Origin of the sequence: Vibrio sp. ECSMB14106 (assembly GCF_000972265.1) — a bacterium.
Classification (GTDB): Bacteria; Pseudomonadota; Gammaproteobacteria; order Enterobacterales; family Vibrionaceae; genus Vibrio; species Vibrio kanaloae.
The window spans coordinates 22,084-46,656 of the sequence record NZ_LAUM01000024.1; the positions used below are offsets into that span (position 1 = coordinate 22,084).

Genomic DNA, 24,573 nt, shown 5'->3' on the forward strand with positions numbered 1-24,573 from the left:
ATGACGCCGCTCAGGCTATACTAGCGTAGCGATTGCTTTGTCTAGTTTTGATAAGCCTTCTTCAATTTCTTGTGTAGTAATAACCAGTGATGGCGTGAAACGAACCACGTTTGCACCCGCAACCAGTACCATCAAGCCTTGTTCACCTGCTGCTACTAATACGTCGCGTGCACGGCCTTGCCACTCTTCATTAAGCGCAGCACCTAGCAATAGACCTTTACCACGAACTTCACTGAAGATTTGGTACTTGTCGTTAATCTTAGCAAGACCATCACGGAACAATGCTTCACGCTCTTTCACGCCTGCTAATACTTCAGGTTGGCTAACCACATCAACAACCGCTTCTGCAACAGCACACGCCAGTGGGTTACCACCGTAAGTAGAACCGTGAGTACCTACTTTCAGGTGCTCTGCTAGCTCTGTGGTCGTTAACATTGCACCGATAGGGAAACCACCACCGAGTGATTTCGCAGTGCTTAGAATATCAGGTGTCACACCTAGGCCTTGGTAAGCGTAAAAATTACCAGTACGACCATTACCCGTTTGCACTTCATCAAAGATAAGCAGTGCATTGTGTTTGTCACACAGTTCACGAACTGTGTTCACGAATTCAGACGTTGGAGAAATGATACCGCCCTCACCTTGCAGAGGTTCCATCATGATTGCACATGTGCGATCTGAGATGTGCGCTTCTAGCGCGGCAATATCATTGTAAGGCAGGTGAGTCACATCGCCCGGTTTAGGACCGAAGCCGTCAGAATAAGCTTCTTGACCACCAACCGTTACAGTAAAGAAAGTACGACCATGGAAACCTTGTTTGAATGCAATGATTTCAGATTTCTCAGGGCCATGAACATCCGCCGCCCAACGACGAGCTAGCTTAAGAGCTGCTTCGTTTGCTTCTGCGCCAGAGTTCGCAAAGAATACTTTTTCTGCAAAACACACATCGGTTAGCTTTTTCGCTAGACGCAGTGCAGGTTCGTTGGTCATCACGTTACTTAGGTGCCAAATCTTGTTTGCTTGCTCAGTAACGGCGTTAACCATTGCTGGGTGACAGTGACCCAAACAGCTCACAGCGATACCACCAGCAAAGTCGATATACTCTCGGCCTTGTTGGTCCCAAACGCGTGCGCCTTCCCCTTTCACTGGGATCATTTCCATTGGGTTATAACAAGGCACCATCACCTCATTAAACAGACTACGTTCTACTTTATTTTCCACTGTCATCGTACATTCCTTCTCGATACCGCAAGCTTCGCAAATAAGCGTATTGGTTTATAAGTGAGACAAAATATTTTGTCCCGTCATAATCCCGCCGCAGCATTATATTTACATTTAATTAACGTTTTCAATAGTAGATTATTCTTTAGCCATCCATGACAGCCAGCTAAATGTCACTACCTATGACTATTTATGCATCAATTAATCTATTTTATGAAGCTTTTTCTACTCAAGCGTATCTCTAACAACAGCAAAGCCTTGCTGGCATTGCGGTATATTGGGTTCGAGACGAAATAAGGCGAATAATATTGCATAGACTAAAAACTTAGCCTAACGAGGGAGAAATGTTATAAAAGGTGATCAGTGTCAGGGAGGGAGGAGCGCTTAAAACACGGATTCAAACACCTAGCGTCTTAGGAAATTAGCCAGAAGTTGGTGTCCCTGATCTGTTTTAATCGATTCAGGGTGGAACTGTACTGCATCAATCGGCAAGGTTTTGTGTTGATAACCCATGATCTCATCCATGCTGCCATCTTCAAATTCCGTCCAAGAAGTAAGTTCAAAGCAGTCGGGTAGCGTGCCATTTTTCACCACTAGGGAATGGTAACGTGTCACAGTCAGAGGGTTATTAAGCCCTTGAAAAACACTCTTACCGTTGTGACGGATTGGAGAGGTTTTACCGTGCATCACTTGTCTGGCTCTCACCACTTCACCACCAAAGGCTTGAGCAATGGCTTGATGACCAAGACACACACCTAAGATCGGCAGCTTACCAACAAAGTGTTCAATGACTTGCAGGGAGATCCCCGCATCATCCGGTGTACAAGGACCTGGTGAGATAACAAGGTGGCTAGGATTCAGTGATTCGATGCCTGCGATATCAATCTCATCGTTGCGTACAACTTTTACAGTTACCCCTAACTCACAGAAATACTGATACAAGTTATAGGTAAAGGAGTCGTAGTTATCGATGATAAGTAACATGGGTCGAAATCGTTTGCTAAATACTAAAGGGTTGGGAGATATAGGGGCGGTATTGTGCAATACCCATGGCGAAAGGCAAGTGGAAACTGCATTTCGCCAATAATTAAGGCCAACCTAAGTTGACCCTAATTGTTTACAGATAGCCTAAAGTTATCTGAATTGGCTTGCTTGTATAGCAAGCCAATCTATTTGTGATTGAGCTACTTACGACGACGCCACATTGCTAAGCCAAATAGTGACATCAGAGCACCGAAGCCAAATGAACCGCCTACTCTTAGCTCAAGAACAGCAGGATCATGATCTGATGAACGGAAGTGATCTTGGTACTTAGGTAGATCGCCTTTGTACTCTTCGTTGTAGTCAAACAACGTCGATTCACCACCATTGATGTGCCAGTCGGTCGCATCAACCACCATGCCCTTCAAGCTCTCGCTGATCAACAGGTGATCCAGCGCGCCCACTTCGTCATTGTATGAATAGCTCCAGCTGTCTGGGTGCTTTTGAGCCACAGCATTAATGTAGCCGTAGTTCTTAGTAATCACCGCACCGCTATCACCAAACTGTTCGACGCCGTCAATGTAAGTGTTACGCGCCGCTTTGATTTGCTTACCGTATTTCTCTTCAGAGTAATCCGTCAGCACCAGCATTGGATCTTCCATGCCGTACGAGTTCATATCACCCAGAATCACTTTATGGCCTTTGATGCCATCAAGCGCTTCACCTAATGCGACCGCAGCTGCCACACGGAAGTTCTCACATGAACCTTGCTTATCGGCATCAACACCACCTTGACCACCCTCTTCAACTGGCGCAGCATCTTCCCAACACTTAGAACCTTTCGATTTAAAGTGGTTAATCGCTACGGTGAGTTTCTCTTTGGTGCCTTTAACTTTAAAGGTTGGTGCTAATGAATCACGCTGGTAGTTCTTACCGTCTTCAATCACCTTACCTGAATCGTCTAACACCTCTGGAGCTTGCTGGCTTGGCATCGCGATAACACGGCTGTCTTTAAGCTTCACTACCTTCTTACGGTAGATAACACCCGTTGTGATTACGTCGGTACCAATCAAGTCCATCTCGTCGGTTACGCCATCTTCATTAGAATCGACAGCGACATACGTATAACGGTCTTTCTTACGTTCAATACGGTTATTCAGTTGATTAACAAGCTGCCCAATGGCAGAGCCTTCACCAAAGCCGTTGTTCTCAATTTCCATCAAGCCAATGATGTCTGCATCTAAGCGAAGAATCGCGTTGACAATCTTCTCTTGCTGCATCTCAAACTCAGTGATGGTGTTCGCACCACGGTTATTACCGTGCTGATTCGCATCACCGCCAAATGGAGAATTAAAGTAGTTCAGTACATTGAAGGTCGCGATACGTAGGTCACCTTCATCCATATCTGGCTTGTCGGTACGCGGATCGTTACGAACGAAGTTTTCAGCAGAAATCTGGTTAGTCGCAATTAAACGGTATTCACCGTAGCTGTAGGTCAGAACACCTTCTAGACCAACAATGGTGTCATCAATGCGGATGTAATCTTCTGTTGAACCATCTTGGTCAATGTCGGTACGGCCAAAGTATGGATAGAAAGGAACTTGTCCGTCACCCGCTTTTTGATCGGTTTCAACGAACAGGCGACGGTCTGCGTTGTCTTCTGTTTGTTGTTTCGCGTCATCAGAACCTGCGGCGAAAAGCTGGTTAGGCTGCATGTTGATACGCTCATGTGCCAACACCATGTTGTTACGACGACCTGCGTAGTCATAACCGAAGGTACGCGTTACACGCATATCAAGTGCTTCGGTTGTTTTCACCAACATGCCTTCGTAGCGTTCAAGCGTTGCCGCGAAGTTCTCGTCACTGTCTAGCGCTTCAATCGCCGTTGCTTCAGGTGCTTGTTGTGTCCACTGCTTTAGCCATTGATTGTTTTCAACTTTAAGTTGAGTGTGGCTGTAGTATTCTTGAACCTTGCCTTTGATACACACCACATCGCCCGCGGCTAGCTCTGAGCTTGACTGGTTAGTATGAATGAATAAGCCTTCAGAGGTGCTTGAGTTGAAGTCATCCTCAAGAGCTTTCAGATAGAAGCCTTTGGTTAGGCCTGTAGTCACTGCACTTACCACACCTTTGACGAAGTATTCATCATCAGTGATATACGGATAGCCATCGATGAACGGCGAGGTTGCACCTTCACCTTGGATCTCTTGAATAGTGGTGAATACCGGATCTGAGCCATCTTGTGTACAAGTGAACGCTTCTGGCAGTTCAACACTGTCTAGTGAACCTAGCCCTTCAATGCTGTCTTTTGGTAGCGATACCCACTGTGAAGCGTCAAACGTCGCCGATGGTGTTTGTGTCGCACGAACCAAAGTGACATCTTTGCCCCAGTCCACATCGCCCATCACACCAATCATATCCAGCACACTTGAGTCTGAATTCAAGATAGCCAGTGGATCGTCTCCATTATGGTTAGCCAGCGAAGCATTTAGAATGTCAGCGACGGCCTTAATCTCATCACTGGCATTGGTATGAGCGACAACAAGCACCTCACCGGGCGCTAAAACGTGGCCATCTAAAGATAAAGTGGCCCCCCATGATCCGTTACCATTCGCTGATTTAGCCAGTGAATAACCATCTAAGTTAATACGGCTATCGCCGTTATTAGCAATCTCAACCGCTTTGTTGTAACTGCCGCCTTCCACATATTGTGAAATAAACAAATCAGCGTGTGCGCTTGTGGTTAACAAGCTACCAATTGCCACTGCTAGCAATGAAGGTTTGTGTAAAAGAGCCATCCGTTTCACCTGAGTTCATTGAGTTATCGTCACTGCCGTCTATGGGCAGTCATGTATTTTGTGGTAACTATCAGGTTTATTTATGAAAGGAATAAGTCAGTTGGCAAGAAAATGAGGAACTTATCACTTTGGAATCATCAATTGTTTGGCACGTTATATATTTCCAACACAAATAGAAACAAGCCTCATTTTATAAAAATTGAGAGTGCTGAATAAGATCATCTGCACAGCATTAAAGCCACGGGTATGCTAGCAAAACACTGCGTAAATTATCAGTTCAAACAAGAGGTTTTCGGGGAAGGTAAATAGAATGGGCATTAAAAAGCCCAAAGTAAACAAAAGCTACTTTGGGCTCAAACTCTCAAGCAAGTTGTTTTAGTTCACCCTATGGGCGAGTAACAAAGCCAACTGCTGCGTACGCTTTTTTCAGTGTCACAGAAGCACGCTCAGACGCTTTTTCAGCCCCCGCTTTCATTACTGCGTCCATGTACGCACGATCAGCACGGATACGGTGGTATTCAGATTGAATCGGCTCAAGCATCTCAACCAATGCTGCACCTACATCTTTCTTAAATGGACCGTACATTTCAACGCCTTGGTATTGCGCTTCGATCTCTGCGAACGTTTTACCCGTCGCTGCAGAGTACAAGCCCATTAGGTTAGAAATACCCGCTTTGTTTTCCCAATCGTGAGCAATACGTGGTGGTGTTTCTGCATCGGTTTGCGCTTTGTTGATCTTCTTGATGATCGACTTAGGCTCTTCTAGCAGAGTAATGACGTTCTTACGGTTGTCGTCTGACTTAGACATCTTCTTTGTCGCATCTTGCAAGCTCATTACACGTGCATTCACTGTTGGAATGTAAGGTTCTGGTACTTGGAAGATTGGCGTTTCAGGACCGTAGATGTTGTTAAAACGAGTTGCGATATCACGCGCTAGCTCTAAGTGTTGTTTCTGGTCGCTACCTACAGGTACTTGGTGAGCACCGTAAAGCAGGATGTCTGCAGCCATCAACACTGGGTAGTCGTATAGGCCTACGTTTACGTCGTTCGAGTGACGCGCAGACTTATCTTTAAACTGAGTCATACGGCTCAGTTCACCCATTTGTGTGTAACAGTTAAGAAGCCAACCAAGTTGAGCATGCTCTGGTACGTGTGACTGAACAAATAGCGTGCTCTTCTTTGGATCAACACCGACAGCAAGACAGATTGCTAGTGCGTCTAGAGTCGCTTCATGCAGTGCTTTCGGGTCTTGGCGAACCGTAATTGCGTGAAGGTCTACAACACAGTATTGGCAATCGTAATCATCTTGCATCTGTTGCCATTGACGTAGAGCACCCAAGTAGTTACCGATACTTAGTTCACCAGATGGTTGAACACCACTCAATACGATGGGCTTGCTCATGGTTTTAATTCCTTTGCTTATTCGCTTGGTTTTTCACTGCGCTTGTTAACTTAGTTTGTTAACTTCGCTTATTCGCCTAGCTTCTTAACTTAAATATAGAAAAGCCGCACAGCTCTTCTGTACGGCTCATCCAGTGTACTCATTGACAAGTATTTTGCTAGTAGGTTCGCTAACTTTTGTCCGCTTTATGCTGAAACTAGAACGACATCTAGTAATTGCGCAATGTTGTCTGCGACATAGTCAGGGTTTGATGCTGAAATTGGCTCACCGTGGTTGTAACCGTAAGTCAGACCAAACGAGTGACAGCCTGCATTCTTAGCGGCTTTGATGTCGTTACTTGAATCGCCAACCATCAGCATCTCTTCTGCCTTCACATTGTGCTTTTCTAGCAACCAGTTCAGCGCCACTGGGTTCGGCTTTTTCTCTGGGAAAGAGTCGCCGCCCAACACATCAACAAAGTACTTATCAATACCGTGTTGCGCCAGAACGTCGGGTACAAATTTCGACGGCTTGTTGGTCACAAGTGCCATGGTGAAGCCCGCTTTATGTAATTCAGCTAACGTATCTTTTACTGAAGGGTAAAGGTGGCTGAGCTTATGGCCGCCCTGCTCGTAGAAATCATCAAACAAGGTGCGCGCTTTCTTTAGCAGATCAGGCGCTAGACTTGGGTCAACCGTCAGGTTGCGGCTGAGTGAGCGTCCGATAAGCACGTCAGCACCATTGCCTACATAATCGCGAACTTGTTCTTCGCTCACTGAAGAGAAACCCAGTTCCTGACAAGCTTGGTCAGCCGCAACCGCCAAATCAGGCACGCTGTCTAACAAGGTTCCATCCAAATCAAAGGCGATCAGTTTTATTGAACTTAATGACATCTTACTTTCCTATTAATTATATTCGTCTTATGTGTTGAGCGATAAGACGTAAAAAAGGGGCCAATGAGCCCCTTAATCTAAATTTTTCTAGTTTAGGTCAACTGACCCTAGTTCTACTTTTATGCGTTAACTTTTGCAAGCTCTGCACGCATCTCATCAATCACTTCTTTGTAATCCGGTTGATTGAAGATAGCCGAACCAGCAACGAACATATCTGCGCCCGCTTCTGCAATTTCACGGATGTTATCAACCTTCACGCCGCCATCAATCTCAAGGCGAATATCACGGCCTGAGTCATCAATCAGCTTACGTACAGCACGCAGCTTATCAAGAGTATGAGGAATGAAAGATTGACCGCCGAAGCCAGGGTTCACAGACATTAGTAGAATCATGTCTACTTTGTCCATGATGTAATCTAGGCAAGACAGTGGTGTTGCTGGGTTAAGAACCACACCTGCTTTACAGCCGTGTTCTTTGATTAGCTGTAGAGTACGATCGACGTGCTCTGATGCTTCAACGTGAAAAGTAATCATTGATGCGCCAGCTTTCGCAAACTCAGGCACGATACTGTCCACTGGCTTAACCATTAGGTGAACATCGATCGGAGCGGTAATACCGTAGTCGCGCAGCGCTTTACAGATAGGCGCGCCAAAAGTCAGGTTAGGTACGTAATGGTTGTCCATCACATCGAAGTGCACAACATCAGCACCCGCTGCGAGTACTTTTTCTACGTCTTCACCAAGACGAGCAAAATCTGCAGACAAAATCGATGGAGCGATTAGAAAATCTTTCATACCAAACCTCTTAAGAGTGAGTAAATTGCGAATGTCACCGCCTTGGTGATATCTCATACACAAATACAAGACTCAGCCCAAGACTATTTGGTGTGCAATTCTACCTAAGCCCCTAAGCAGATCCTAGCAGTTCGAAAGATTAGTTTAAGAAAGTATCCGTTGGTCACTCAATTTAATGAGTTTGGAGGTTATTCTGACGAGTACGATTCCGCTGATGCGTGTTGCTTGTTTTTCTCTTTATGGAAAAGCGCCAGTAACTCATCCACTTTATTACGTCCAGCGCCGTTACGGCTGATAGTGCGCTTCACCTTCACCACATTCAATTCCGCACCATGATATAAGCGACGCGTTAATGTCGTATCGTGATTTGAAATCAAAACAGGAATACCGCGTTCCATCGCTGCTTTTTCAGCAACATCCGCCAGCGCAGCTTGATCATCTAAGCTAAAGCCATTACCTGCGTAAGAGGTAAAGTTAGCCGTATTCGACAGCGGTGCGTATGGAGGATCACAGTAAACCACACAGCCTTTACGGGCGCGGCTAAAGGTTTCATGGTATCCCTCACAGACGAAGGTGGCTTTTTTCGCTTTCTCGGCAAAAAACTCCAACTCAGCTTCTGGGAAGTAAGGTTTTTTGTAAGAACCAAACGGAACGTTAAAACCGCCCTTCTTGTTGTAACGACATAGGCCATTAAAGCCAAATCGGTTCATATACAAGAAAGCCAACGAGCGATACATGACGTTATCTGTACCATTGAACTCAGCTCGAATATCTAGGAAGGCTTCTTTACGGTTGTTCTCAGGGCAGAACCAACGCTTCGCTTCAGTGATGTAGGTTTCAGGATCCGTTTTAAGAAGGTTATATAGATTGATAAGATCGGGATTGATATCTGCCAATAGGTACTGTTCAAAGTCAGTATTCAAAAACACTGAGCCAGCACCGACAAACGGTTCTACCAATTTACGAGCAGGTGGCAGGTGACGTTGGATGTCTTCAACTAGGCCATATTTACCACCAGCCCATTTTAGAAAGGCACGCTGCTTTTTCATTTACTGCTCTATCTATCAACTCAAAAATAAGGCTGCGGAATGTAACATATTTTGAGGCCAAGCTCAGGGTTATTTCGCACGTTCTATTTCTCGATGCACTTGATTCATCGATTTTGCCCAAGGTTCTAACTGCTGAAGTGGTTTTGATAACAGGCTTACCGCGTCTCGTGCCAGTTGAATTGTTGGGTAATCTTGATAAGTGATGATAAACCACTTGGTGTCGTTGCGAAGTGTTGGGTAGATACGAACCTTGTTCTCAAGGTCATACTCCTCAATGAAAGATTGTACATCTTCCAGTGAGGTCATCGCGCTCAACTGCAGAGTATATGCTCGTGGCGAGATAGCTTGTAACTCTTCACGAGCAAAAGAGAAGGTGATCTTTTTAGCCGGCGGTGTTGAGTCAGTTCGTTCTGATTCTTCATCGGCTGTCGACTGTGACTCGGCTTCTACTGAATCAGACTGCGAACTCACAGCAGCATCGGTATTTTCTTCAACGGCCGCATCAAGCGCACTGGTATCGGCACTCTCAGCTTTATCATCAAGCAGAGCATCAACCACGTCAGAGGTGATCACAACGCGCTGCTGATCTTGCTCGGCCTCTCCAACACTGGCGGTGTCTTCAACGACACTCGGTGGCAGAGAAGAGCTGTCATCATCTGCGCCTTGGTAACTCATGTCGGTTGTTGTTTCAGAGTCAACAGCTTCATTGACGCCGGTTTGTTCAGTGCCGCTTTCCACTTCAAAGGTTGGAATAGCCGTCTGTTCAATCGGTGCAATTAGAGATTGCGCTTTATCGTCTGGTGTTGGCTGACTGAACATCCACCAATAACCGCCACCAATTAACAACAGCAACAAGGCCACCACAATCGCGATATTGATCGGTGAACCAATGATTGAGCGAATAATAATCCTTTTTTCCACTTTCAATTCTCCTAAAGCCATTAACTCTCCGGGCAGAGGTCGCGTTTTACTAAACGCACGTCGCACGCGAGTTTCAGACTCATCATCAACATATCGAATCACCAGTGATTCAAAAAAATGTTCAGCTTCTGGTTGCGAAAGATCATCGATCTCGAGATCGATAGGCTTGTGTTGTTGGCCGTAACTCAGACGTGTTAATAGGGTGTCTAGATGACCCGTTTCCGAGAAGAGAACGATATTGATCGTCCACTGAGGGTTTGATTGAGCTTCCAGTACCAACATCCATAATTCGGATACCAATAGCTCAGAGAGACGGTGCGCATCATCAACAACGATAACCACATGACACGGCTCTCCATCCAGTAGCCTTGTTAGGCTATCAGATAAAGAATCATGTTGATTAAACAGGGGGTCAGAAACAATTTGGCTAAGAATAAGTGCGCGGCGTTGTTGATCGTCTTGGCTTGGATGACAAAGTAGTAAACACTGATTTTTTTCTGTCGACCATGCTTCAAGATAACGCTGAGCCAACCAAGAGCGGCCAGAACCAGCTTTGCCAGCGACCGTTACAAGATTTGAGCCAAAGTTAGTCAAAAGCTGTAAGCGCTCTAGCAGCTCAACTTGAGACTCTAACTCTAATACTCTTAATTCATGAGCCAAACTCATTGGGGATCCCTACTGATAAGATCGATCAGTAAAACGCTTCAGTTGCCTAGAGTTTCGCTAGGCAACCTCACAACAAAATTTAAAGGGTACGGCAGAAATCGATCGCTTGTTTGATGATGTCTTGAGGCACATCAGCGACCACTTCAGCAGCACCAATACTTGTTGGCAATACCAAACGTAACTGACCAGACAGTACTTTTTTATCGCGCATCATGTGTTTCATAAAGTCTTCAAAAGACATGCTTTCTGGCGTATGGATTGGCAGTTTCGCATTCTTGAGTATAGAAATAATTCGCTCAAGTTGCTGCTGAGAGATCAGCCCCTGTAATTGAGCAGTTTTCGCTGCCATTACAGTCCCTGACGACACAGCTTCACCATGTAGCCAATTACCATAGCCTAGTTCTGCTTCGATCGCATGACCAAATGTATGACCTAGGTTCAATAACGCTCTGATTCCTGACTCTTTTTCATCTATAGCCACCACTTCAGCCTTAATTGCACAACAACGAGCAATTGCGGTAATCAGTGCCTCTTCATCAAGTTGACAAAGTTTCTCTAAATTCTGTTCCAACCAATCAAAGAAGGCTTCATCGTAAATGATGCCGTATTTGATCACCTCAGCAATACCCGCAGCAAATTCACGCTCTGGAAGCGTAGATAAACAGTTAGTATCGATGATGACAGATTTTGGTTGATAGAAAGCGCCGATCATATTCTTACCAAGGGGATGGTTTACTGCGGTTTTACCACCTACAGAAGAGTCCACTTGAGAAAGAAGTGTCGTTGGAATTTGAATGAAATCAATACCGCGCTGGTAACAAGAAGCAGCAAAACCGACCAAATCACCGATAACTCCACCACCTAAAGCAATCACCACCACATCACGGCTGTAATTTCCTTCAAGCATGTAGCTCATCACTGAATTGAACGTTTCAAGAGTTTTGTGCTGTTCACCATCTGGCAACTCTAAAAGAGAAGTTTGACAGCCGACTTGATCCAATAGCGATAAAATTTTATCGGCATAAAGAGGCGCTACTGTCACATTACTGATAACAACAACTTTCTGTTTGCCTGATAAAAAAGAAAGGTACGCCGGGTCTTCAAATAACCCGGCGCCAATAGAGATAGGGTAGCTACGCTCAGCTAGATTGACCGTAATCCGTTCCATGGGTTTGCTCTCCAAAAAAATGAACTTAACGTTCTTCTAGCATTTTTACGATCTGGTTGGCTACCACTTTTGCACTTTGGTCGTCAGTACGAACTGTGTAGTCCGCCACTTCTTCGTATAGTGCGTTGCGAGATACGGCTAGATCTTCTAGTACATCTCGCGGGTTGTCTGTTTGAAGTAGAGGGCGCTTCTTGTCGCGGTTAGTGCGAGCAAGTTGCTTTTCAATTGTTGTCTCTAGGTATACAACAATGCCTCGTGCAGATAGACGGTTACGGTTTTCTTTGCTCAGCACTGAACCACCGCCTGTCGCAAGAACAATTCCTTGCTCTTCTGTCAGGTCGTTGATTACAGATTCTTCGCGTTTACGGAAACCTTCTTCGCCCTCAACATCAAAAACCCATGCGATGTCTGCGCCAGTGCGCTCTTCGATCACAGTGTCGGAGTCTAAAAACTCCATATGAAGTTGGGAAGCTAGGTGTCTACCAATTGTACTTTTGCCGGCGCCCATTGGGCCAACAAGAAAAATATTGCGTTTCTCAGCCATGTTTTTAGCAGTAATTTACAACGTTAATTCAATGACATCGCCACAAGGTAGGTCAGTACAAGTACTGAAATTAAAAGGCCCGTGGCACCGATTCCTCACAGATAATTCGTGATAAGACCCGAAATTATCAAGGTTAGGTGCCACTAATGCAACTTTATTTTTAATCTAATTGTTCATTACTGAATCACAACTTTCGGTGTAACAAAGATCAACAACTCACTTTTCCCTACATTTTCGTAGCTTCTGCGGAACAAAGCCCCTAATACAGGCAGGTCTCCCAATAGAGGAACTTTATCGACGGTGCTACTCACACTGTGCTGAAATATCCCACCAAGAACAACTGTTTCACCATTATTAACAAGCACTTGCGTGCCAATACGCTGGGTATCAATTGCAACAGCCTCTCCAGTTCCGGTTTTCACCACCTGTCCGGGCCTATCTTGAGTTACGCTCAAATCCAACACCAAACGATTGTCTGGCGTGATCTGCGGCGTCACCTTAAGGCTCAATACCGCTTTCTTAAATGCGACTGACGTTGCACCACTTGAAGATGACTCTAAATAAGGAATTTCAGTACCTTGCTCAATATAAGCGGGCTTTTTATTGGTAGTAATCAAACGTGGACTCGAAATAATTTCAGCTTTTGACTCTTGTTGTAACGCTGATAACTCAAGGTCGAGCAGAGTATCAGAGCCCAGTTTAGCAACCTGAAATGCGATACTCGAAGCATTTGAAGATGTCGCACCTAAATTAACGTTGAGGTACTCATCAATGACGCTATTCCCTCCATTACTATCGTAAGGTGCAATAGACGGGTAGTTGCCTTCGATAGAACCACCAACCGTGAAGCTTCCGTTTGTTGAAGAAGCTCCCCAACGCACTCCTAGCTCATCAAGGTTCCCCTCAGTAACAGTCACGATGCGCGCCTCTATCTGAACTTGCTTCACAGGGACATCTAAAGATTCAATAATGCTTCGTATCACCGCAATGTTTTCCTCCAGTTCACGAATAAGCAATGAATTAGTGCGCTCATCAATAGTAATCGAGCCCCGATCAGACAACATACTCACCGCCCCCTCGCCTCCAATCATGTCGGCAATGTCGGTCGCTTTAGCAAAGTGAATCTTAATAATTTCCGACTTAAGCTCACCCAATTCCTCTTCTAAACGCGACTTCTCTAACGCTTGCTGCTCTCGAAGGTCGAGTTCATCTTTAGGCGCTACCAAAATGACATTGCCATCTACCCGCTTATCTAACCCTTTGACCTGTAATATGATATCCAGAACTTGCTGCCAGGGCACACCATCTAAACGTAAAGTTAGGTTTCCGGTTACTGAATCAGACACGACTAAGTTAAAGTCGTTATAGTCAGCGATAAGCTGCAAGACATTTCGCACTGGAATATCTTGGAAGTTAATCGATATCAGCTTACCCTCTTTCTCGAGTATACTTTTCTCTGTTACCGCTTCTTCTATAGCAGGTTTACTGATCACCACCTCAATAAAACGGCCTTTGAGATTGTATTCGTATTGGTAATCCTTGCTGATTGTCGCTAACAACCGAGTGCTTGGGGCCTCGTTATACACTTCCACGCCTTCAACCAAGGTAGCGAAATCTTTCACATCAAGAAGCTGGAGTTTGTTGTCATCAACATGAGTATTGATCAGCTCTATGCTTAGCCCCTCTTGTGCACGTTGAACATCCACCACAACCGTGCTGGTTGCGAGCTCGATAATTAGGACAGCGTCTTTATTTTTGTTCACCCTAAAATCAATATTTTCTAACTTATTAGGTAAGTCCTCTGCGTGACTGAGCACACTAAAGATCAACATCACAGACACAATCAAGCCTTGTAACCCTTTGTTCATTGACTCATTTATTCCTTTAATCATATTTACATCTCATATCCACATCACGTGACATTGTTTTACTTCAGAGCCAGCTTAACGTTGCGCTTGTGCCAACAACCTAAGCCATCTGGAAGAGTTTCATTAATCAGAACGTGCTGGCTCGTGACTTTAGTAACACGACCGTTATTTAAACCGATAAACTGGCCTTTTTTCACGTTTACTACATTCCCTTTGGGTGTTTGCACTAATCCAAACACGCTTGAGCCACTTCCCATCACGCCTCTTAAACGAAGCTTACTCAGCGGGTATTTCTCTAGCTTGCCATTCCGAGATCGAGCACTAGGTTGCCAACAATTTTTCTTAATTAGAGGCTGATTCTGCACAATGGCTTCCTTAGGAAGTTCAAACGGAGGACGAAAAGCTCGACGTTGATAAGTAGCAGCCGTAAACTCAGCGGCAGGAACAAGCTGTTCCACCTCTTTCCTAGCTTTGGCTTCAACTTGCACCACAAAATCTTCTAACGAATCTTCATTCGCTTTACAGCCCGCAAGCAAAAGCAGTAGTAAGGTTGAACAGAACACTCTATTGGGTTTCATCACTCAACTCCGGCTTAAATTGGTAGGTATACGCTCGCACCCTGAAATGGAGCGTGCTACTTTCTTGGCTGACGCGCTGCCAACTCACATCATTAAAACTAATGATTCGTGGGAGTTTGGCGATGGCTGCAGAGAAGTCTCCAATCGCGTGATAGTCCCCTGTTAGTTCTATATTGAGCGGTAAACGATAGAGAAACCCCTTGTTTTGCTTCTGTCCCCAATCAATACGCGTAAACGTCAACTTATTATCCAACCCAAGCTCATTCACTGAGGCCAACATACTTGCCAACTCTTTTTGTACTGGTAGCTGCTCTAATAGATAATCATAACGACTGGTTAAATCATCCAACTGACTCTGGAGCTTAGGCAAAACCGCCGCCTTATTGGCTTTAATCCGCAAAGTTGTTTTAAGCGTCTGCTCTTGCTGTTTCATCTGCTGAAGTTCATCGTCCAAAGGAGCAATATACAACCAAGTACCCACACCTTGGATAAGTATCATCAAGGCAAAAATGACCAATAGCTGAGGCAATAAAGGCCATTCGGTGATCTCATCGACATCGAGATCTTGCAAGCTCACCCGATTTTGAAAACTAACCATGATTCGCCCCCTTCTCTTTTACATTCTCGGCTGGACTATCTAATGACACAGGGATAAACACAAAAGAGACGTTGAAGGTCTGAAAGTCCTTATTGAAGCGTTTGCGATTATGAATGATAGAGTGCATCTCAACCCCTTTAAGGGAACGGGAGCGTTCTAAGTTATCCAACATCGTTGCCAAACGAGAAGTACTGTCACTGATCCCCTCCATTTCAATTTCCTGACCATTCATTTTTATCTTATCGACATACACGCCTTCAGGGATGAGCTCCGGCATCAGGTTCATAAAATCAGTTGTCTTATTGCGACCGAGCTGTAAGGATTCGACCACGCCAAGTCTAGTAAGAATGGCTTTGTGCTCCTGTTCTGCCACTTTTAACGACTGAATTTTCTGGTCGAGTTGAGCGATATATTGATTGAGATAGTTGAGGCGCGCTTGTTGCTTGGCTTGTTGGTCGTGAAAGTAGTTACCGACCGCCCATTGCCCACCAAGCGCAATGATGACGCCAAGAATGACTAGATGAATAAAACGCTTCTTATACTGAGATCGAATTTCATCGCGCCAAGGCAGCAAGTTAATTTGATGCAACATGCTTTTCTCCCTGCCACTTGAGACCACGCATTGCCATCCCCGCCGCAATACCAAAATGCTGACAATTCAGTGACGATCGGCGTTTCTGGGCCACCTTATTCTCAAACAAAGACATAGGGTTCAGTGACTCACAACTCATCTGAAAATGACGTTCTAATTCCTCAACGACCATTGGTATGCTCGCTCCTTCGCCCATTAGCCAAATCCCTGAGATAGGTTGAAGCGCATTTACCGACGAATAGAGTTGCAGTTGACGCTTGAGCTTTTCAATAAGATTAACAATAAACCGATGTGTATCCTGAGTGGTGCCGAACACGCCTTCCATATCACTTGGACTGCCTGTGCCTAACAGCTCTTGAGTACCAAAGGCGATGTCTTTATAAAAAGGCGCAGAATTCTGCGGGATAACCCCTAACGAGGTTTGATCGATTCCAACGTCCACCAGCAGCCAATTCTTCTTTTCTGGGGACAAATACGAAGCCAATTGCCAAATATTGAGAAGTCCATGTGCTTGGGTATCAACGACGATAGGTTTAAACCCGGCTTTGCTTAATGCATTGGCTCGACTATCCACAACTTCCTTGCGAGTCGCGTACACCTGATAACTACTTGTCGATCCTTTACCAAACCGTTTGTCTTCGAGCTTTACAAAATCTAAACTCAGCTCTTCGATAGGAAAGGGAGATTGATGAGCAAAGGTTTGATAGATAGAAAACTCTTTCTCTCTATCTTCTAACTCACTCTCTATTTGCAGTACTTTGCTGATCACCGTGTTATCTGGTACTGAAATAGCGACGTTACGACTTCCAAAAGGCAGTCCTTTCTTAAGTTCTTTGAGTTTCTTAACAGTTTTCTGATACTCCAAAGTATGGTTAGCTGTAAAAATGTCGTCCGAAATCGGCAGCTCTTTGTATCCCACGATGGCATACAACTCCCCAACGGGTTTTAGTACCACAGCTTTGATACTGTGATGATTTATATCTATACCTGTAATTAATGATGAACCCATTTGACCTAGCTCCTGAAGTGCTGAGCATTTCGTTGATTATCTAGGGGTTGTGATTATTAGTTAAATAAGCGTTAATAAACGAAAGCTAAGTTTTTAACCTAGAGTACAAGGGTTTGCTGCTTGTCAGCCTTAACTAATCAGGGATTATCCGGTGAAGTTCATAAAGAGATTATTCATATTTACATTGACTTGCATGATTCTTGGAGTCAGTACAATTTTTGGGTTTTATTATTACGTAAAACCTGAGCTACCTGATGTTGCCACTCTGCGCGACGTAGAACTCCAAACACCAATGCAAGTCTTCAGTCAAGATGGTAAGTTGATATCTCAATTTGGTGAAAAACGTCGGAATCCAGTCACTTACGACGAGATCCCTCGCCACTTAGTTGAGGCTCTGATTGCCACCGAAGATAGTCGTTTCTACGATCACCCAGGTATTGACCCTATCGGTATTACCCGTGCCGCCATCGTGGTCGCCATGTCGGGCTCTGCAAAGCAAGGGGCGAGTACCATTACTCAACAGCTTGCGCGTAACTTTTTCTTATCTAATGAGAAGAAGATCATGCGTAAGATCAAAGAGATATTCATTGCGATCCACATTGAGCAACTGCTTAGCAAAGAAGAAATCATGGAGCTTTACGTGAACAAGATATTCCTTGGTCACCGTTCATATGGTTTTGGTGCAGCCGCTCGTGTTTACTTTGGTAAAGACCTTCCAGATCTCACCTTGAGTGAACTGGCTACACTTGCTGGTATGCCAAAGGCACCATCAACCATGAACCCTATCTACTCCGTTGAACGTGCGACCAACCGTCGTAATGTTGTATTACGCCGCATGTTGGATGAGCAATACATCACTCAAGAAGAGTACGATGAAGCTAGCAACGAAGAGCTTCTCTCTAAATATCATGGTGCAGAAATAGAAGTCAGCGCTCCGTATGTCGCGGAAGTAGCGCGCGCTTGGATGGTCGAACGCTACGGCGAAGAGGCTTATACATCAGGTATGAAAGTTTACACGACGGTTGATTCAAAACTGCAAAGGGCAGCCAACCAAGCCGCGATTAAAAACCTACTCAACTACGATGAGCGTCACGGTTACCGTGGTGCTGAAAAGGTGCTGTGGCAAACCGAGCAATCGGCTTGGGATCATGAACAAATAGTTCAACACCTTAAGTCTCAACCAACCTATGGTGACTTAGTCCCAGCGGTAGTGATGAGCGTTGATGCGAAAAGTGCACAGGTTTGGGTTAAGAACCAAGGGGAAGGATCGATCGAGTGGCAAGGTATGAACTGGGCACGTAAGTTCCTAACAGACAATCGCCAAGGTCCAGCACCTTCTCAAGCGAAAGAGATACTTGCTGTTGGTGAACAAATTTGGGTTCGACATGAAGCCATAACAGGTGATGAAGTATCTGAAGAACCTAGAGAAGAGTCAGCAGAGGCGAAATCAGAAACGCCTGTAGTATGGCGACTAAGCCAAGTACCTAATGCGAACACTGCTTTTGTTGCAATGAACCCTAACAACGGCGCGGTTTTGTCGATGGTGGGTGGCTTTAACTTCGTGCACAACAAATTTAACCGAGCAACGCAATCTATTCGTCAGGTTGGGTCTGGTATCAAACCATTTATCTATTCAGCAGCGATTAATAAAGGCTTAACGTTGGCATCACTGATCAACGATGCCCCTATCAACCAATGGGATAAGAGCCAAGGTACCGCATGGCGACCAAAAAACTCACCGCCTACCTATGTCGGCCCAACCCGTTTACGCATTGGCCTAGCTCAATCTAAAAACGTGATGGCCGTACGTGTGCTGCGTGAAGTAGGCTTGGATGATACGCGTAACTATCTAACACGCTTCGGTTTTGATATTGATAAAGTGCCTCGCTCTGAAACCATCGCTTTGGGTGCAGGCAGCTTAACGCCAATGAAGGTTGCACAAGGTTACTCAGTATTCGCTAATGGCGGCTATTACGTTGAACCTTTCTACATCAGCCGCATTGAGACACCATTTGGTGAGACTGAATTTGAAGCGACACCGAAAGTGGTTTGTAAGGAAGATTGTCAACAACAGATAACGAGCAATACTATGGCCGATGAGTTTGCTGAGCAAGATGTCGACACTGAAGTAGAATACGCACCTCAAGTTATCTCTGAGCAGAACGCATTCCTAGTACGTGAAATGATGTACAGCAATATTTGGGGTGGCGGCGACTGGAGTCAAGGCACAGGTTGGAATGGTACTGGTTGGCGTGCTCAACCTTTAAAACGTCGTGACATTGGCGGTAAAACAGGTACAACCAATGACTCGAAGGATGCCTGGTATAGCGGCTACGGACCAGGCATGGTTGCGACCGTATGGGTCGGTTTTGATAACCACAACCGTGCTCTAGGTCGTACCAGAGCGAACTCAAACCTTGAAAAAAACCCGATTACAGGTGCCGAAGCTGGAGCGAAAACCGCAGAGCCAGCATGGGTTAAATTTATGGGAACGGCACTCTCGGGCGTACCAGCACAACGCAAAGAACTTCCGAAAAACATAATCCGAGTTCGTATTGACCGTGAAACAGGCTTACTAACTAACAAGTTCGATAGCTCATCAATCTTCGAGTACTTCGAAAAAGGCACAGAGCCAACCGAGTACACCACCGAAGGTTTCAATGATGATATCTACTCAACGTCGTCTGGCGAAGCCGTAGAAGCGCTCTTTTAGCAGTAGAGTTGATAAAAAAAACACCAAGTAAAAGGGCAGATACGATAATTCGTACCTGCCCTTTTTATGCCTGAAAACCGCCTCTTGAGGCATTAAATCTTACTGTTTCTCAAGTTGCGTTCGGATAGTTTCAGCCAGTTGCTCAAAGCGTCCCTTTAACGGAGATCCTGGCCGGTACGCCACGACAATTCTGCGCGAAGGGGTCGGATTCACCGCAGGAACATAGCACACACCATCTTTCTGCTTTTCCTTTGGTACCGATAACTGAGGTAGTAAAGTAATACCCGCCCCTGCTGCGACCATGTTACGCAGCGTTTCTAAGCTAGTCGCTTTGAAACGTTCATCGTCTTTTGCTCCCGCCGCAAAACAGAAGCCCAAAGCTTGATCTCGTAAACAGTGGCCATCGCCCAGCGCAAGTACGGTTCTGCCATTAAGTTGAAGCATATCCACACTGTCTTGCTGAGCCCATTCATGGCCACAAGGCACAGCAAGACTCAGCGGCTCATCATAAACATCAATCTCTTTGAACATCGCCGTTTCATCAACCGCAGCCAATACCAAGCAATCGAGCTTGCCATCTTCCAACTGGCTCACCAATTGATGAGTCTGCGCTTCGTGCAGGTAAAGCTCAAGGTCGGGGAAGCTCTCTTTCAGATGAGGAATTATTTTGGGCAAAATGTACGGGCCCACAGTCGGAATAAAGCCAATATGCATTGGCCCCGTCATTGCTTCACCGTGTCCACTCGCCATATCTTTAAAGGTCTTCACCTCATTGAGAATAGACTTCGCTTGCTCAACAAGTTGTAAGCCTGATTCTGTAAATATCACCTTTCTTGGGCTACGCTCGGTTAACTGAAGGCCAATTTCATCTTCCAGTTTACGTATTTGGCCGCTGAGTGTGGGCTGACTTACAAAGCACGCTTCTGCCGCTTTTCGGAAGTGTTTATGCTCTGCAAGCGCTACCAAGTATTCAAAGTCACGAATGTTCATGAGCAGTCTCTCACCTCAAGTTTTAATAAGAACAAAGGTTTTAATAGAAATATTTAAAATAAATGTTCTTGATAGAATTTACCTATCAAAACCATAACATCAAACGATTAGAGCTATCAAAGAAATTATCTAATAATGGGCTCAACGAAACGAAACAGAGCAAAGAAAAACGTTAAGCTCTGATAGAACAAATTAAAAATACTATTTAAGGAAATCAATATGTTTACATCTAAAGAAGGTCAATCAATCCCTCAAGTAACATTCCCAACTCGTCAAGGTGATGCATGGGTTAACGTAACGACTGAAGAGCTATTCAAAGACAAGACGGTTATCGTATTCAGCCTACCAGGTGCGTTTACGCCAACGTGCTCTTCAAGCCACCTTCCTCGTTACAACGAGCTACACTCTGTATTCAAAGAGAACGGTGTTGATGACATTCTATGTGTTTCAGTAAACGACACATTCGTAATGAATGCTTGGAAAGCAGACCAAGAAGCGGAAAACATCACATTCATCCCAGATGGTAACGGTGATTTCACAGACGGCATGGGCATGCTAGTTGAGAAAAACGACATCGGCTTCGGCAAACGTTCATGGCGCTACAGCATGCTGGTTAAAAACGGCGTGGTAGAAAAAATGTTCATCGAAGAAGACGTACCAGGCGACCCGTTCAAGGTTTCTGATGCAGATACTATGCTTAACTACATTGCTCCTGAGCACAAAGAGCAAGAGTCAATCACAGTATTCACTAAACCAGGCTGCCCTTTCTGTATGAAAGCAAAGCAGAACCTTATCGACAAAGGTCTAAACTACGAAGAAGTCGTGCTAGGTAAAGACGCAACAACCGTAAGCCTACGTGCAATCTCTGGTCGCACTACGGTTCCTCAAGTATTCATCGGTGGCAAACACATCGGTGGCAGCGAAGAGCTGGAAGCTTTCCTAGCTTAATTTTTCTAGCGAGAACTTAGCAATATTGGAGGCACTGGCTAACCTACCCTTTGTAGGTTAGCTACTTACAAGCTCCACTTCTAAAGTTTCAAAAAAGCATTTAGAAAGTTAGGCTGGACAAAGCATATAGCTTCGACTCATTGACTTAAGAGTCACGCTAAACCTAAGAAACAAAATCACAAAACTAACCCACTACGCTGACTCACTTCAAAAATCACTTGAGTTGGAGGGGGTCGTTCAAACTAAATTTAGCCATTGCGAGAAGATTATTATGAAACAAGTCAATGTAGATGTAGCAGTTATCGGGGGCGGTACGGCAGGTCTAGGTTCTTACCGCGCTGCAAAAGCACACACTGACAGTGTTGTGATGATTGAAGGCGGCCCTTACGGCACAACCTGTGCCCGTGTTGGTTGTATGCCATCTAAACTGCTTATTGCAGCTGCAGAAAGCGTACACCACATCGAGAAAGCGCCGGCTTTTGGCGTTCACCCACAAGGTGGTATCGTAGTTAACGGCCGTGAAGTCATGGACCGAGTGAAGTTTGAGCGTGACCGTTTTGTTGGTTTTGTTTTAGAAGGTGTTGATGAAATCCCAGAGCAAGACAAGATCTCTGGCTACGCAAAATTCTTAGATGACAACACGCTACAAATTGATGACCACACAGTTGTGACGGCTAAGCGTATTGTCATCGCGACGGGTTCTCGCCCTGCATACCCTGCAGCTTGGAACGACCTGGGCGACCGTCTAATCATTAATGATGACGTGTTCAACTGGGATGATTTACCAAAATCAGTAGCCGTATTTGGTCCTGGTGTTATTGGTCTTGAGCTTGGTCAGTCACTGCACCGCTTGGGTGTAAAAACAAAACTGTTCGGTTTAGGTGGTCAAGTTGGCCCAGTAACCGACCCAGAGATCATGGCTTATGCAGACAAAGCCTTCAATGAAGAGTTCTACCTGGATGCCGACGTAAAAATCGAAAGCATGAAGCGTATTACTACTGAATCTGATGAAGATCGCGTTGAAATCCAGTTCATCAATAAACAAGGTGAACTAGAAACTAACGTCGTCGAGTATGTACTGGCAGCAACAGGCCGTCGTCCTAATACAGACAAGCTTGGCCTAGAGAACACCTCTCTTGAGCTTGATGAACGTGGTGTGCCAATCGCAGACCATTACACGCTACAAACATCACTACCATCGGTATTTATCGCTGGTGATGCAAGTAACCAACTGCCTCTCCTGCATGAAGCAGCCGACCAAGCACGTATTGCCGGTGACAACGCAGGTCGCTTCCCTGAGATTCGTGCAGGTCTACGTCGTTCTAAAATCTCAGCGGTATTCTCTGATCCACAAATTGCAATGGTTGGTGAAACATACAAAGAGATCACAACACGCTTAGGCACTTGTGGTTGTTTCGCAACAGGAGAAGTGTCTTTCGAGAACCAAGGTCGTTCACGAGTGATGCTACGCAACAAAGGTATTCTGCACGTCTACGGCGAGCAAGGTACAGGCCGTTTCCTTGGTGCTGAGATGATGGGGCCAAACGCAGAACACTTGGCGCATCTATTAGCTTGGGCGCATCAAAACAAGATGACGGTTTCGGAAATGCTAGACATGCCTTTCTACCACCCCGTTATCGAAGAGGGTGTACGAACCGCTCTACGTGACCTCAATGCGAAACTACACCTAGGTCCTCAGATGGTGAAGCACTGTCTAGATTGTGGGCCTGGTTGTTAATCTCGGTGGATTGAAACAGAACGCATAGATTAGATACTAAAAAGGAAAGCCATTGGCTTTCCTTCTTGTCTTTTGGCAACGAGCAAATAACAGATTCCCGATTACGCTCCTTCGTCGCTACCGGGAATGACGTTGATTTATTTATGTAACTAAACCAAAACTAAACTCGTCATTCCAGAACCGAGGGACGAGGTATCTGGAATCTCTTGAAGCCATTGCCTGTCGCTAAATACTTAGCTATTACTTCTCAGCAGCAATCACAGAGATTTCAACAAGTAGCGCTTCGCGAGCCATATCGCCAGTCACACATGCGCGAGCTGGAGCGTGACCTTCTGGAACCCATGCATCCCAAACTGCGTTCATTTCTTGGAAGTCTTTCATGTCTTTCAAGTAAATCGTTGCTGACAGCATGTGCTCTTTGTCGCTGCCTGCTTGCTCAAGTAGGGCTTCCACTTTATCCAACATCGTTTGTGTTTGTTCTGTGATGTCTTTGGTTGCATCAGCGCAAACTTGGCCACATAGGTAGATAGTACCATTGTGTTTAACAATACGGCTCATGCGTTGCTTGGTTTCTTGGCGCTCAATCATCGATCTTCTCTCTCTATGTCACCGTGATCCAATATCTTGTGACGTGGTATTATCAAGGCAACAAGCATAACGCGAATTAAGCCTAAGATGACATGTGTTCATTGCAATAAAAATGAAAAAATCTTCAACAAACTCGGTCGCTGCCAACGTTGTATGAATCAATTGATGGTGTTGTCGATAATAAGCTGGGGAACATGGTGGGTATTTTTCAGAGAAGACCCGAAAACCATCAATGCCATCGCCTTGATGATGGCTGCTTGCGCATTCAGCGGTTTGTTGTCGCTGCATTGGTTCATGAAGTTTGTGGTGCTGCCTTTAAGGAAAAAAAGCGTTAACTAATGTCTTTGGAGGGATAAGTGATAACGGTCAAATATCGATTCAATGACCCGGTAGAGCTTCTATTTAGCGCCCCATCATCATTTCCCAAACAGCAGATAGAAAAAAGCCCCAGAATCAATCGACTCTAGGGCTTTCTTAGAAAATTCTAAGAAAAAGCAGTGGTACTTTAATAGACCGGGCTTTTCTTAGTTTGTTC

21 protein-coding genes are annotated in these 24,573 nt (G+C 45.1%); 4 read left to right on the plus strand and 17 right to left on the minus strand.

Annotation, left to right across the window (positions count from 1 at the left end; genetic code table 11):
* Positions 1-15 precede the first annotated feature (15 nt).
* From WR49_RS15750 to pilM, 15 genes are all read right to left on the minus strand, one after another.
* Positions 16-1,227 carry an aspartate aminotransferase family protein gene (locus WR49_RS15750; RefSeq protein WP_017055822.1) on the minus strand — a complete coding sequence of 404 codons (1,212 nt, stop codon included), beginning with the start codon at positions 1,225-1,227 and terminating at the stop codon, positions 16-18.
* 399 nt (positions 1,228-1,626) lie between these two features.
* On the minus strand, positions 1,627-2,205 hold the full coding sequence (locus WR49_RS15755; RefSeq protein WP_017055823.1) for an aminodeoxychorismate/anthranilate synthase component II: 579 nt from the start codon (positions 2,203-2,205) through the stop codon (positions 1,627-1,629).
* Positions 2,206-2,405: 200 nt separating this feature from the next.
* Positions 2,406-5,000: an ExeM/NucH family extracellular endonuclease gene (locus WR49_RS15760; RefSeq protein ID WP_046224645.1), complete on the minus strand. Its 2,595-nt coding sequence runs from the start codon at positions 4,998-5,000 to the stop codon at positions 2,406-2,408.
* Positions 5,001-5,385: 385 nt separating this feature from the next.
* Entirely contained in the window at positions 5,386-6,402 is a 1,017-nt protein-coding gene (gene trpS / locus WR49_RS15765; protein ID WP_046224646.1) for a tryptophan--tRNA ligase, read from the minus strand.
* A 185-nt stretch (positions 6,403-6,587) separates the two neighbouring features.
* Positions 6,588-7,274 (minus strand): phosphoglycolate phosphatase, encoded by a 687-nt coding sequence (locus WR49_RS15770; RefSeq protein ID WP_046224647.1) that lies wholly within the window; start codon positions 7,272-7,274, stop codon positions 6,588-6,590.
* A gap of 119 nt (positions 7,275-7,393) precedes the next feature.
* Positions 7,394-8,068, minus strand: a complete 675-nt coding sequence (rpe, locus tag WR49_RS15775; protein ID WP_046224648.1) for a ribulose-phosphate 3-epimerase — start codon at positions 8,066-8,068, stop codon at positions 7,394-7,396.
* Positions 8,069-8,256: 188 nt separating this feature from the next.
* The gene (locus WR49_RS15780; RefSeq protein ID WP_046224649.1) at positions 8,257-9,117 is read right to left on the minus strand and encodes a Dam family site-specific DNA-(adenine-N6)-methyltransferase; all 861 of its coding nucleotides are present in this window, start codon (positions 9,115-9,117) and stop codon (positions 8,257-8,259) included.
* Between the two features lie 69 nt (positions 9,118-9,186).
* A complete protein-coding gene (locus WR49_RS15785) occupies positions 9,187-10,704 on the minus strand; it encodes an SPOR domain-containing protein (protein WP_046224650.1) in 1,518 nt (505 codons plus the stop codon).
* Positions 10,705-10,783: 79 nt separating this feature from the next.
* Entirely contained in the window at positions 10,784-11,872 is a 1,089-nt protein-coding gene (gene aroB / locus WR49_RS15790; RefSeq protein WP_046224651.1) for a 3-dehydroquinate synthase, read from the minus strand.
* A gap of 25 nt (positions 11,873-11,897) precedes the next feature.
* On the minus strand, positions 11,898-12,416 hold the full coding sequence (aroK, locus tag WR49_RS15795) for a shikimate kinase AroK (protein ID WP_017061125.1): 519 nt from the start codon (positions 12,414-12,416) through the stop codon (positions 11,898-11,900).
* Between the two features lie 176 nt (positions 12,417-12,592).
* Complete coding sequence (locus tag WR49_RS15800) at positions 12,593-14,284, minus strand: type IV pilus secretin PilQ (RefSeq protein ID WP_046224652.1); 1,692 nt, start codon at positions 14,282-14,284, stop codon at positions 12,593-12,595.
* A 59-nt stretch (positions 14,285-14,343) separates the two neighbouring features.
* The gene (locus tag WR49_RS15805; protein WP_017055833.1) at positions 14,344-14,862 is read right to left on the minus strand and encodes a pilus assembly protein PilP; all 519 of its coding nucleotides are present in this window, start codon (positions 14,860-14,862) and stop codon (positions 14,344-14,346) included.
* Complete coding sequence (locus tag WR49_RS15810; RefSeq protein WP_046224653.1) at positions 14,849-15,460, minus strand: type 4a pilus biogenesis protein PilO; 612 nt, start codon at positions 15,458-15,460, stop codon at positions 14,849-14,851. Before WR49_RS15810 ends, WR49_RS15805 begins: the two co-directional genes overlap by 14 nt.
* A complete protein-coding gene (locus WR49_RS15815) occupies positions 15,453-16,052 on the minus strand; it encodes a PilN domain-containing protein (RefSeq protein ID WP_017055835.1) in 600 nt (199 codons plus the stop codon). The genes WR49_RS15810 and WR49_RS15815 overlap by 8 nt, the downstream gene beginning before the upstream one ends.
* Positions 16,036-17,061, minus strand: coding sequence for a type IV pilus assembly protein PilM (gene pilM, locus WR49_RS15820; RefSeq protein ID WP_017055836.1), 1,026 nt, complete (start codon positions 17,059-17,061; stop codon positions 16,036-16,038). The genes WR49_RS15815 and pilM overlap by 17 nt, the downstream gene beginning before the upstream one ends.
* A gap of 151 nt (positions 17,062-17,212) precedes the next feature.
* Between pilM and WR49_RS15825 the strand changes: the two genes are divergently transcribed.
* Positions 17,213-19,774 carry a penicillin-binding protein 1A gene (locus WR49_RS15825; RefSeq protein ID WP_046224654.1) on the plus strand — a complete coding sequence of 854 codons (2,562 nt, stop codon included), beginning with the start codon at positions 17,213-17,215 and terminating at the stop codon, positions 19,772-19,774.
* A 99-nt stretch (positions 19,775-19,873) separates the two neighbouring features.
* On the opposite strand, the gene oxyR is transcribed toward WR49_RS15825, so the two are convergent.
* Positions 19,874-20,764: a DNA-binding transcriptional regulator OxyR gene (gene oxyR, locus WR49_RS15830; RefSeq protein WP_046224655.1), complete on the minus strand. Its 891-nt coding sequence runs from the start codon at positions 20,762-20,764 to the stop codon at positions 19,874-19,876.
* 219 nt (positions 20,765-20,983) lie between these two features.
* On the opposite strand from oxyR, the gene WR49_RS15835 reads away from it, so the two are divergent.
* Positions 20,984-21,712, plus strand: a complete 729-nt coding sequence (locus tag WR49_RS15835) for a glutathione peroxidase (RefSeq protein ID WP_017055839.1) — start codon at positions 20,984-20,986, stop codon at positions 21,710-21,712.
* A gap of 271 nt (positions 21,713-21,983) precedes the next feature.
* Positions 21,984-23,450, plus strand: coding sequence for a dihydrolipoyl dehydrogenase (locus tag WR49_RS15840; RefSeq protein WP_046224656.1), 1,467 nt, complete (start codon positions 21,984-21,986; stop codon positions 23,448-23,450).
* Between the two features lie 240 nt (positions 23,451-23,690).
* On the opposite strand, the gene WR49_RS15845 is transcribed toward WR49_RS15840, so the two are convergent.
* The gene (locus WR49_RS15845; RefSeq protein WP_004729674.1) at positions 23,691-24,038 is read right to left on the minus strand and encodes a RidA family protein; all 348 of its coding nucleotides are present in this window, start codon (positions 24,036-24,038) and stop codon (positions 23,691-23,693) included.
* 87 nt (positions 24,039-24,125) lie between these two features.
* On the opposite strand from WR49_RS15845, the gene WR49_RS15850 reads away from it, so the two are divergent.
* A complete protein-coding gene (locus WR49_RS15850) occupies positions 24,126-24,377 on the plus strand; it encodes a DUF3624 domain-containing protein (RefSeq protein WP_046224657.1) in 252 nt (83 codons plus the stop codon).
* The last annotated feature ends 196 nt before the right edge of the window (positions 24,378-24,573 follow it).

Coding starts and splice junctions, on each gene's coding strand:
- WR49_RS15750 (WP_017055822.1), bottom strand. CDS start 1,227: ATGACAGTGGAAAATAAAGTAGAACGTAGTCTGTTTAATGAGGTGATG.
- WR49_RS15755 (WP_017055823.1), bottom strand. CDS start 2,205: ATGTTACTTATCATCGATAACTACGACTCCTTTACCTATAACTTGTAT.
- WR49_RS15760 (WP_046224645.1), bottom strand. CDS start 5,000: ATGGCTCTTTTACACAAACCTTCATTGCTAGCAGTGGCAATTGGTAGC.
- trpS (WP_046224646.1), bottom strand. CDS start 6,402: ATGAGCAAGCCCATCGTATTGAGTGGTGTTCAACCATCTGGTGAACTA.
- WR49_RS15770 (WP_046224647.1), bottom strand. CDS start 7,274: ATGTCATTAAGTTCAATAAAACTGATCGCCTTTGATTTGGATGGAACC.
- rpe (WP_046224648.1), bottom strand. CDS start 8,068: ATGAAAGATTTTCTAATCGCTCCATCGATTTTGTCTGCAGATTTTGCT.
- WR49_RS15780 (WP_046224649.1), bottom strand. CDS start 9,117: ATGAAAAAGCAGCGTGCCTTTCTAAAATGGGCTGGTGGTAAATATGGC.
- WR49_RS15785 (WP_046224650.1), bottom strand. CDS start 10,704: ATGAGTTTGGCTCATGAATTAAGAGTATTAGAGTTAGAGTCTCAAGTT.
- aroB (WP_046224651.1), bottom strand. CDS start 11,872: ATGGAACGGATTACGGTCAATCTAGCTGAGCGTAGCTACCCTATCTCT.
- aroK (WP_017061125.1), bottom strand. CDS start 12,416: ATGGCTGAGAAACGCAATATTTTTCTTGTTGGCCCAATGGGCGCCGGC.
- WR49_RS15800 (WP_046224652.1), bottom strand. CDS start 14,284: ATGAACAAAGGGTTACAAGGCTTGATTGTGTCTGTGATGTTGATCTTT.
- WR49_RS15805 (WP_017055833.1), bottom strand. CDS start 14,862: ATGAAACCCAATAGAGTGTTCTGTTCAACCTTACTACTGCTTTTGCTT.
- WR49_RS15810 (WP_046224653.1), bottom strand. CDS start 15,460: ATGGTTAGTTTTCAAAATCGGGTGAGCTTGCAAGATCTCGATGTCGAT.
- WR49_RS15815 (WP_017055835.1), bottom strand. CDS start 16,052: ATGTTGCATCAAATTAACTTGCTGCCTTGGCGCGATGAAATTCGATCT.
- pilM (WP_017055836.1), bottom strand. CDS start 17,061: ATGGGTTCATCATTAATTACAGGTATAGATATAAATCATCACAGTATC.
- oxyR (WP_046224655.1), bottom strand. CDS start 20,764: ATGAACATTCGTGACTTTGAATACTTGGTAGCGCTTGCAGAGCATAAA.
- WR49_RS15835 (WP_017055839.1), top strand. CDS start 20,984: ATGTTTACATCTAAAGAAGGTCAATCAATCCCTCAAGTAACATTCCCA.
- WR49_RS15840 (WP_046224656.1), top strand. CDS start 21,984: ATGAAACAAGTCAATGTAGATGTAGCAGTTATCGGGGGCGGTACGGCA.
- WR49_RS15845 (WP_004729674.1), bottom strand. CDS start 24,038: ATGATTGAGCGCCAAGAAACCAAGCAACGCATGAGCCGTATTGTTAAA.
- WR49_RS15850 (WP_046224657.1), top strand. CDS start 24,126: ATGACATGTGTTCATTGCAATAAAAATGAAAAAATCTTCAACAAACTC.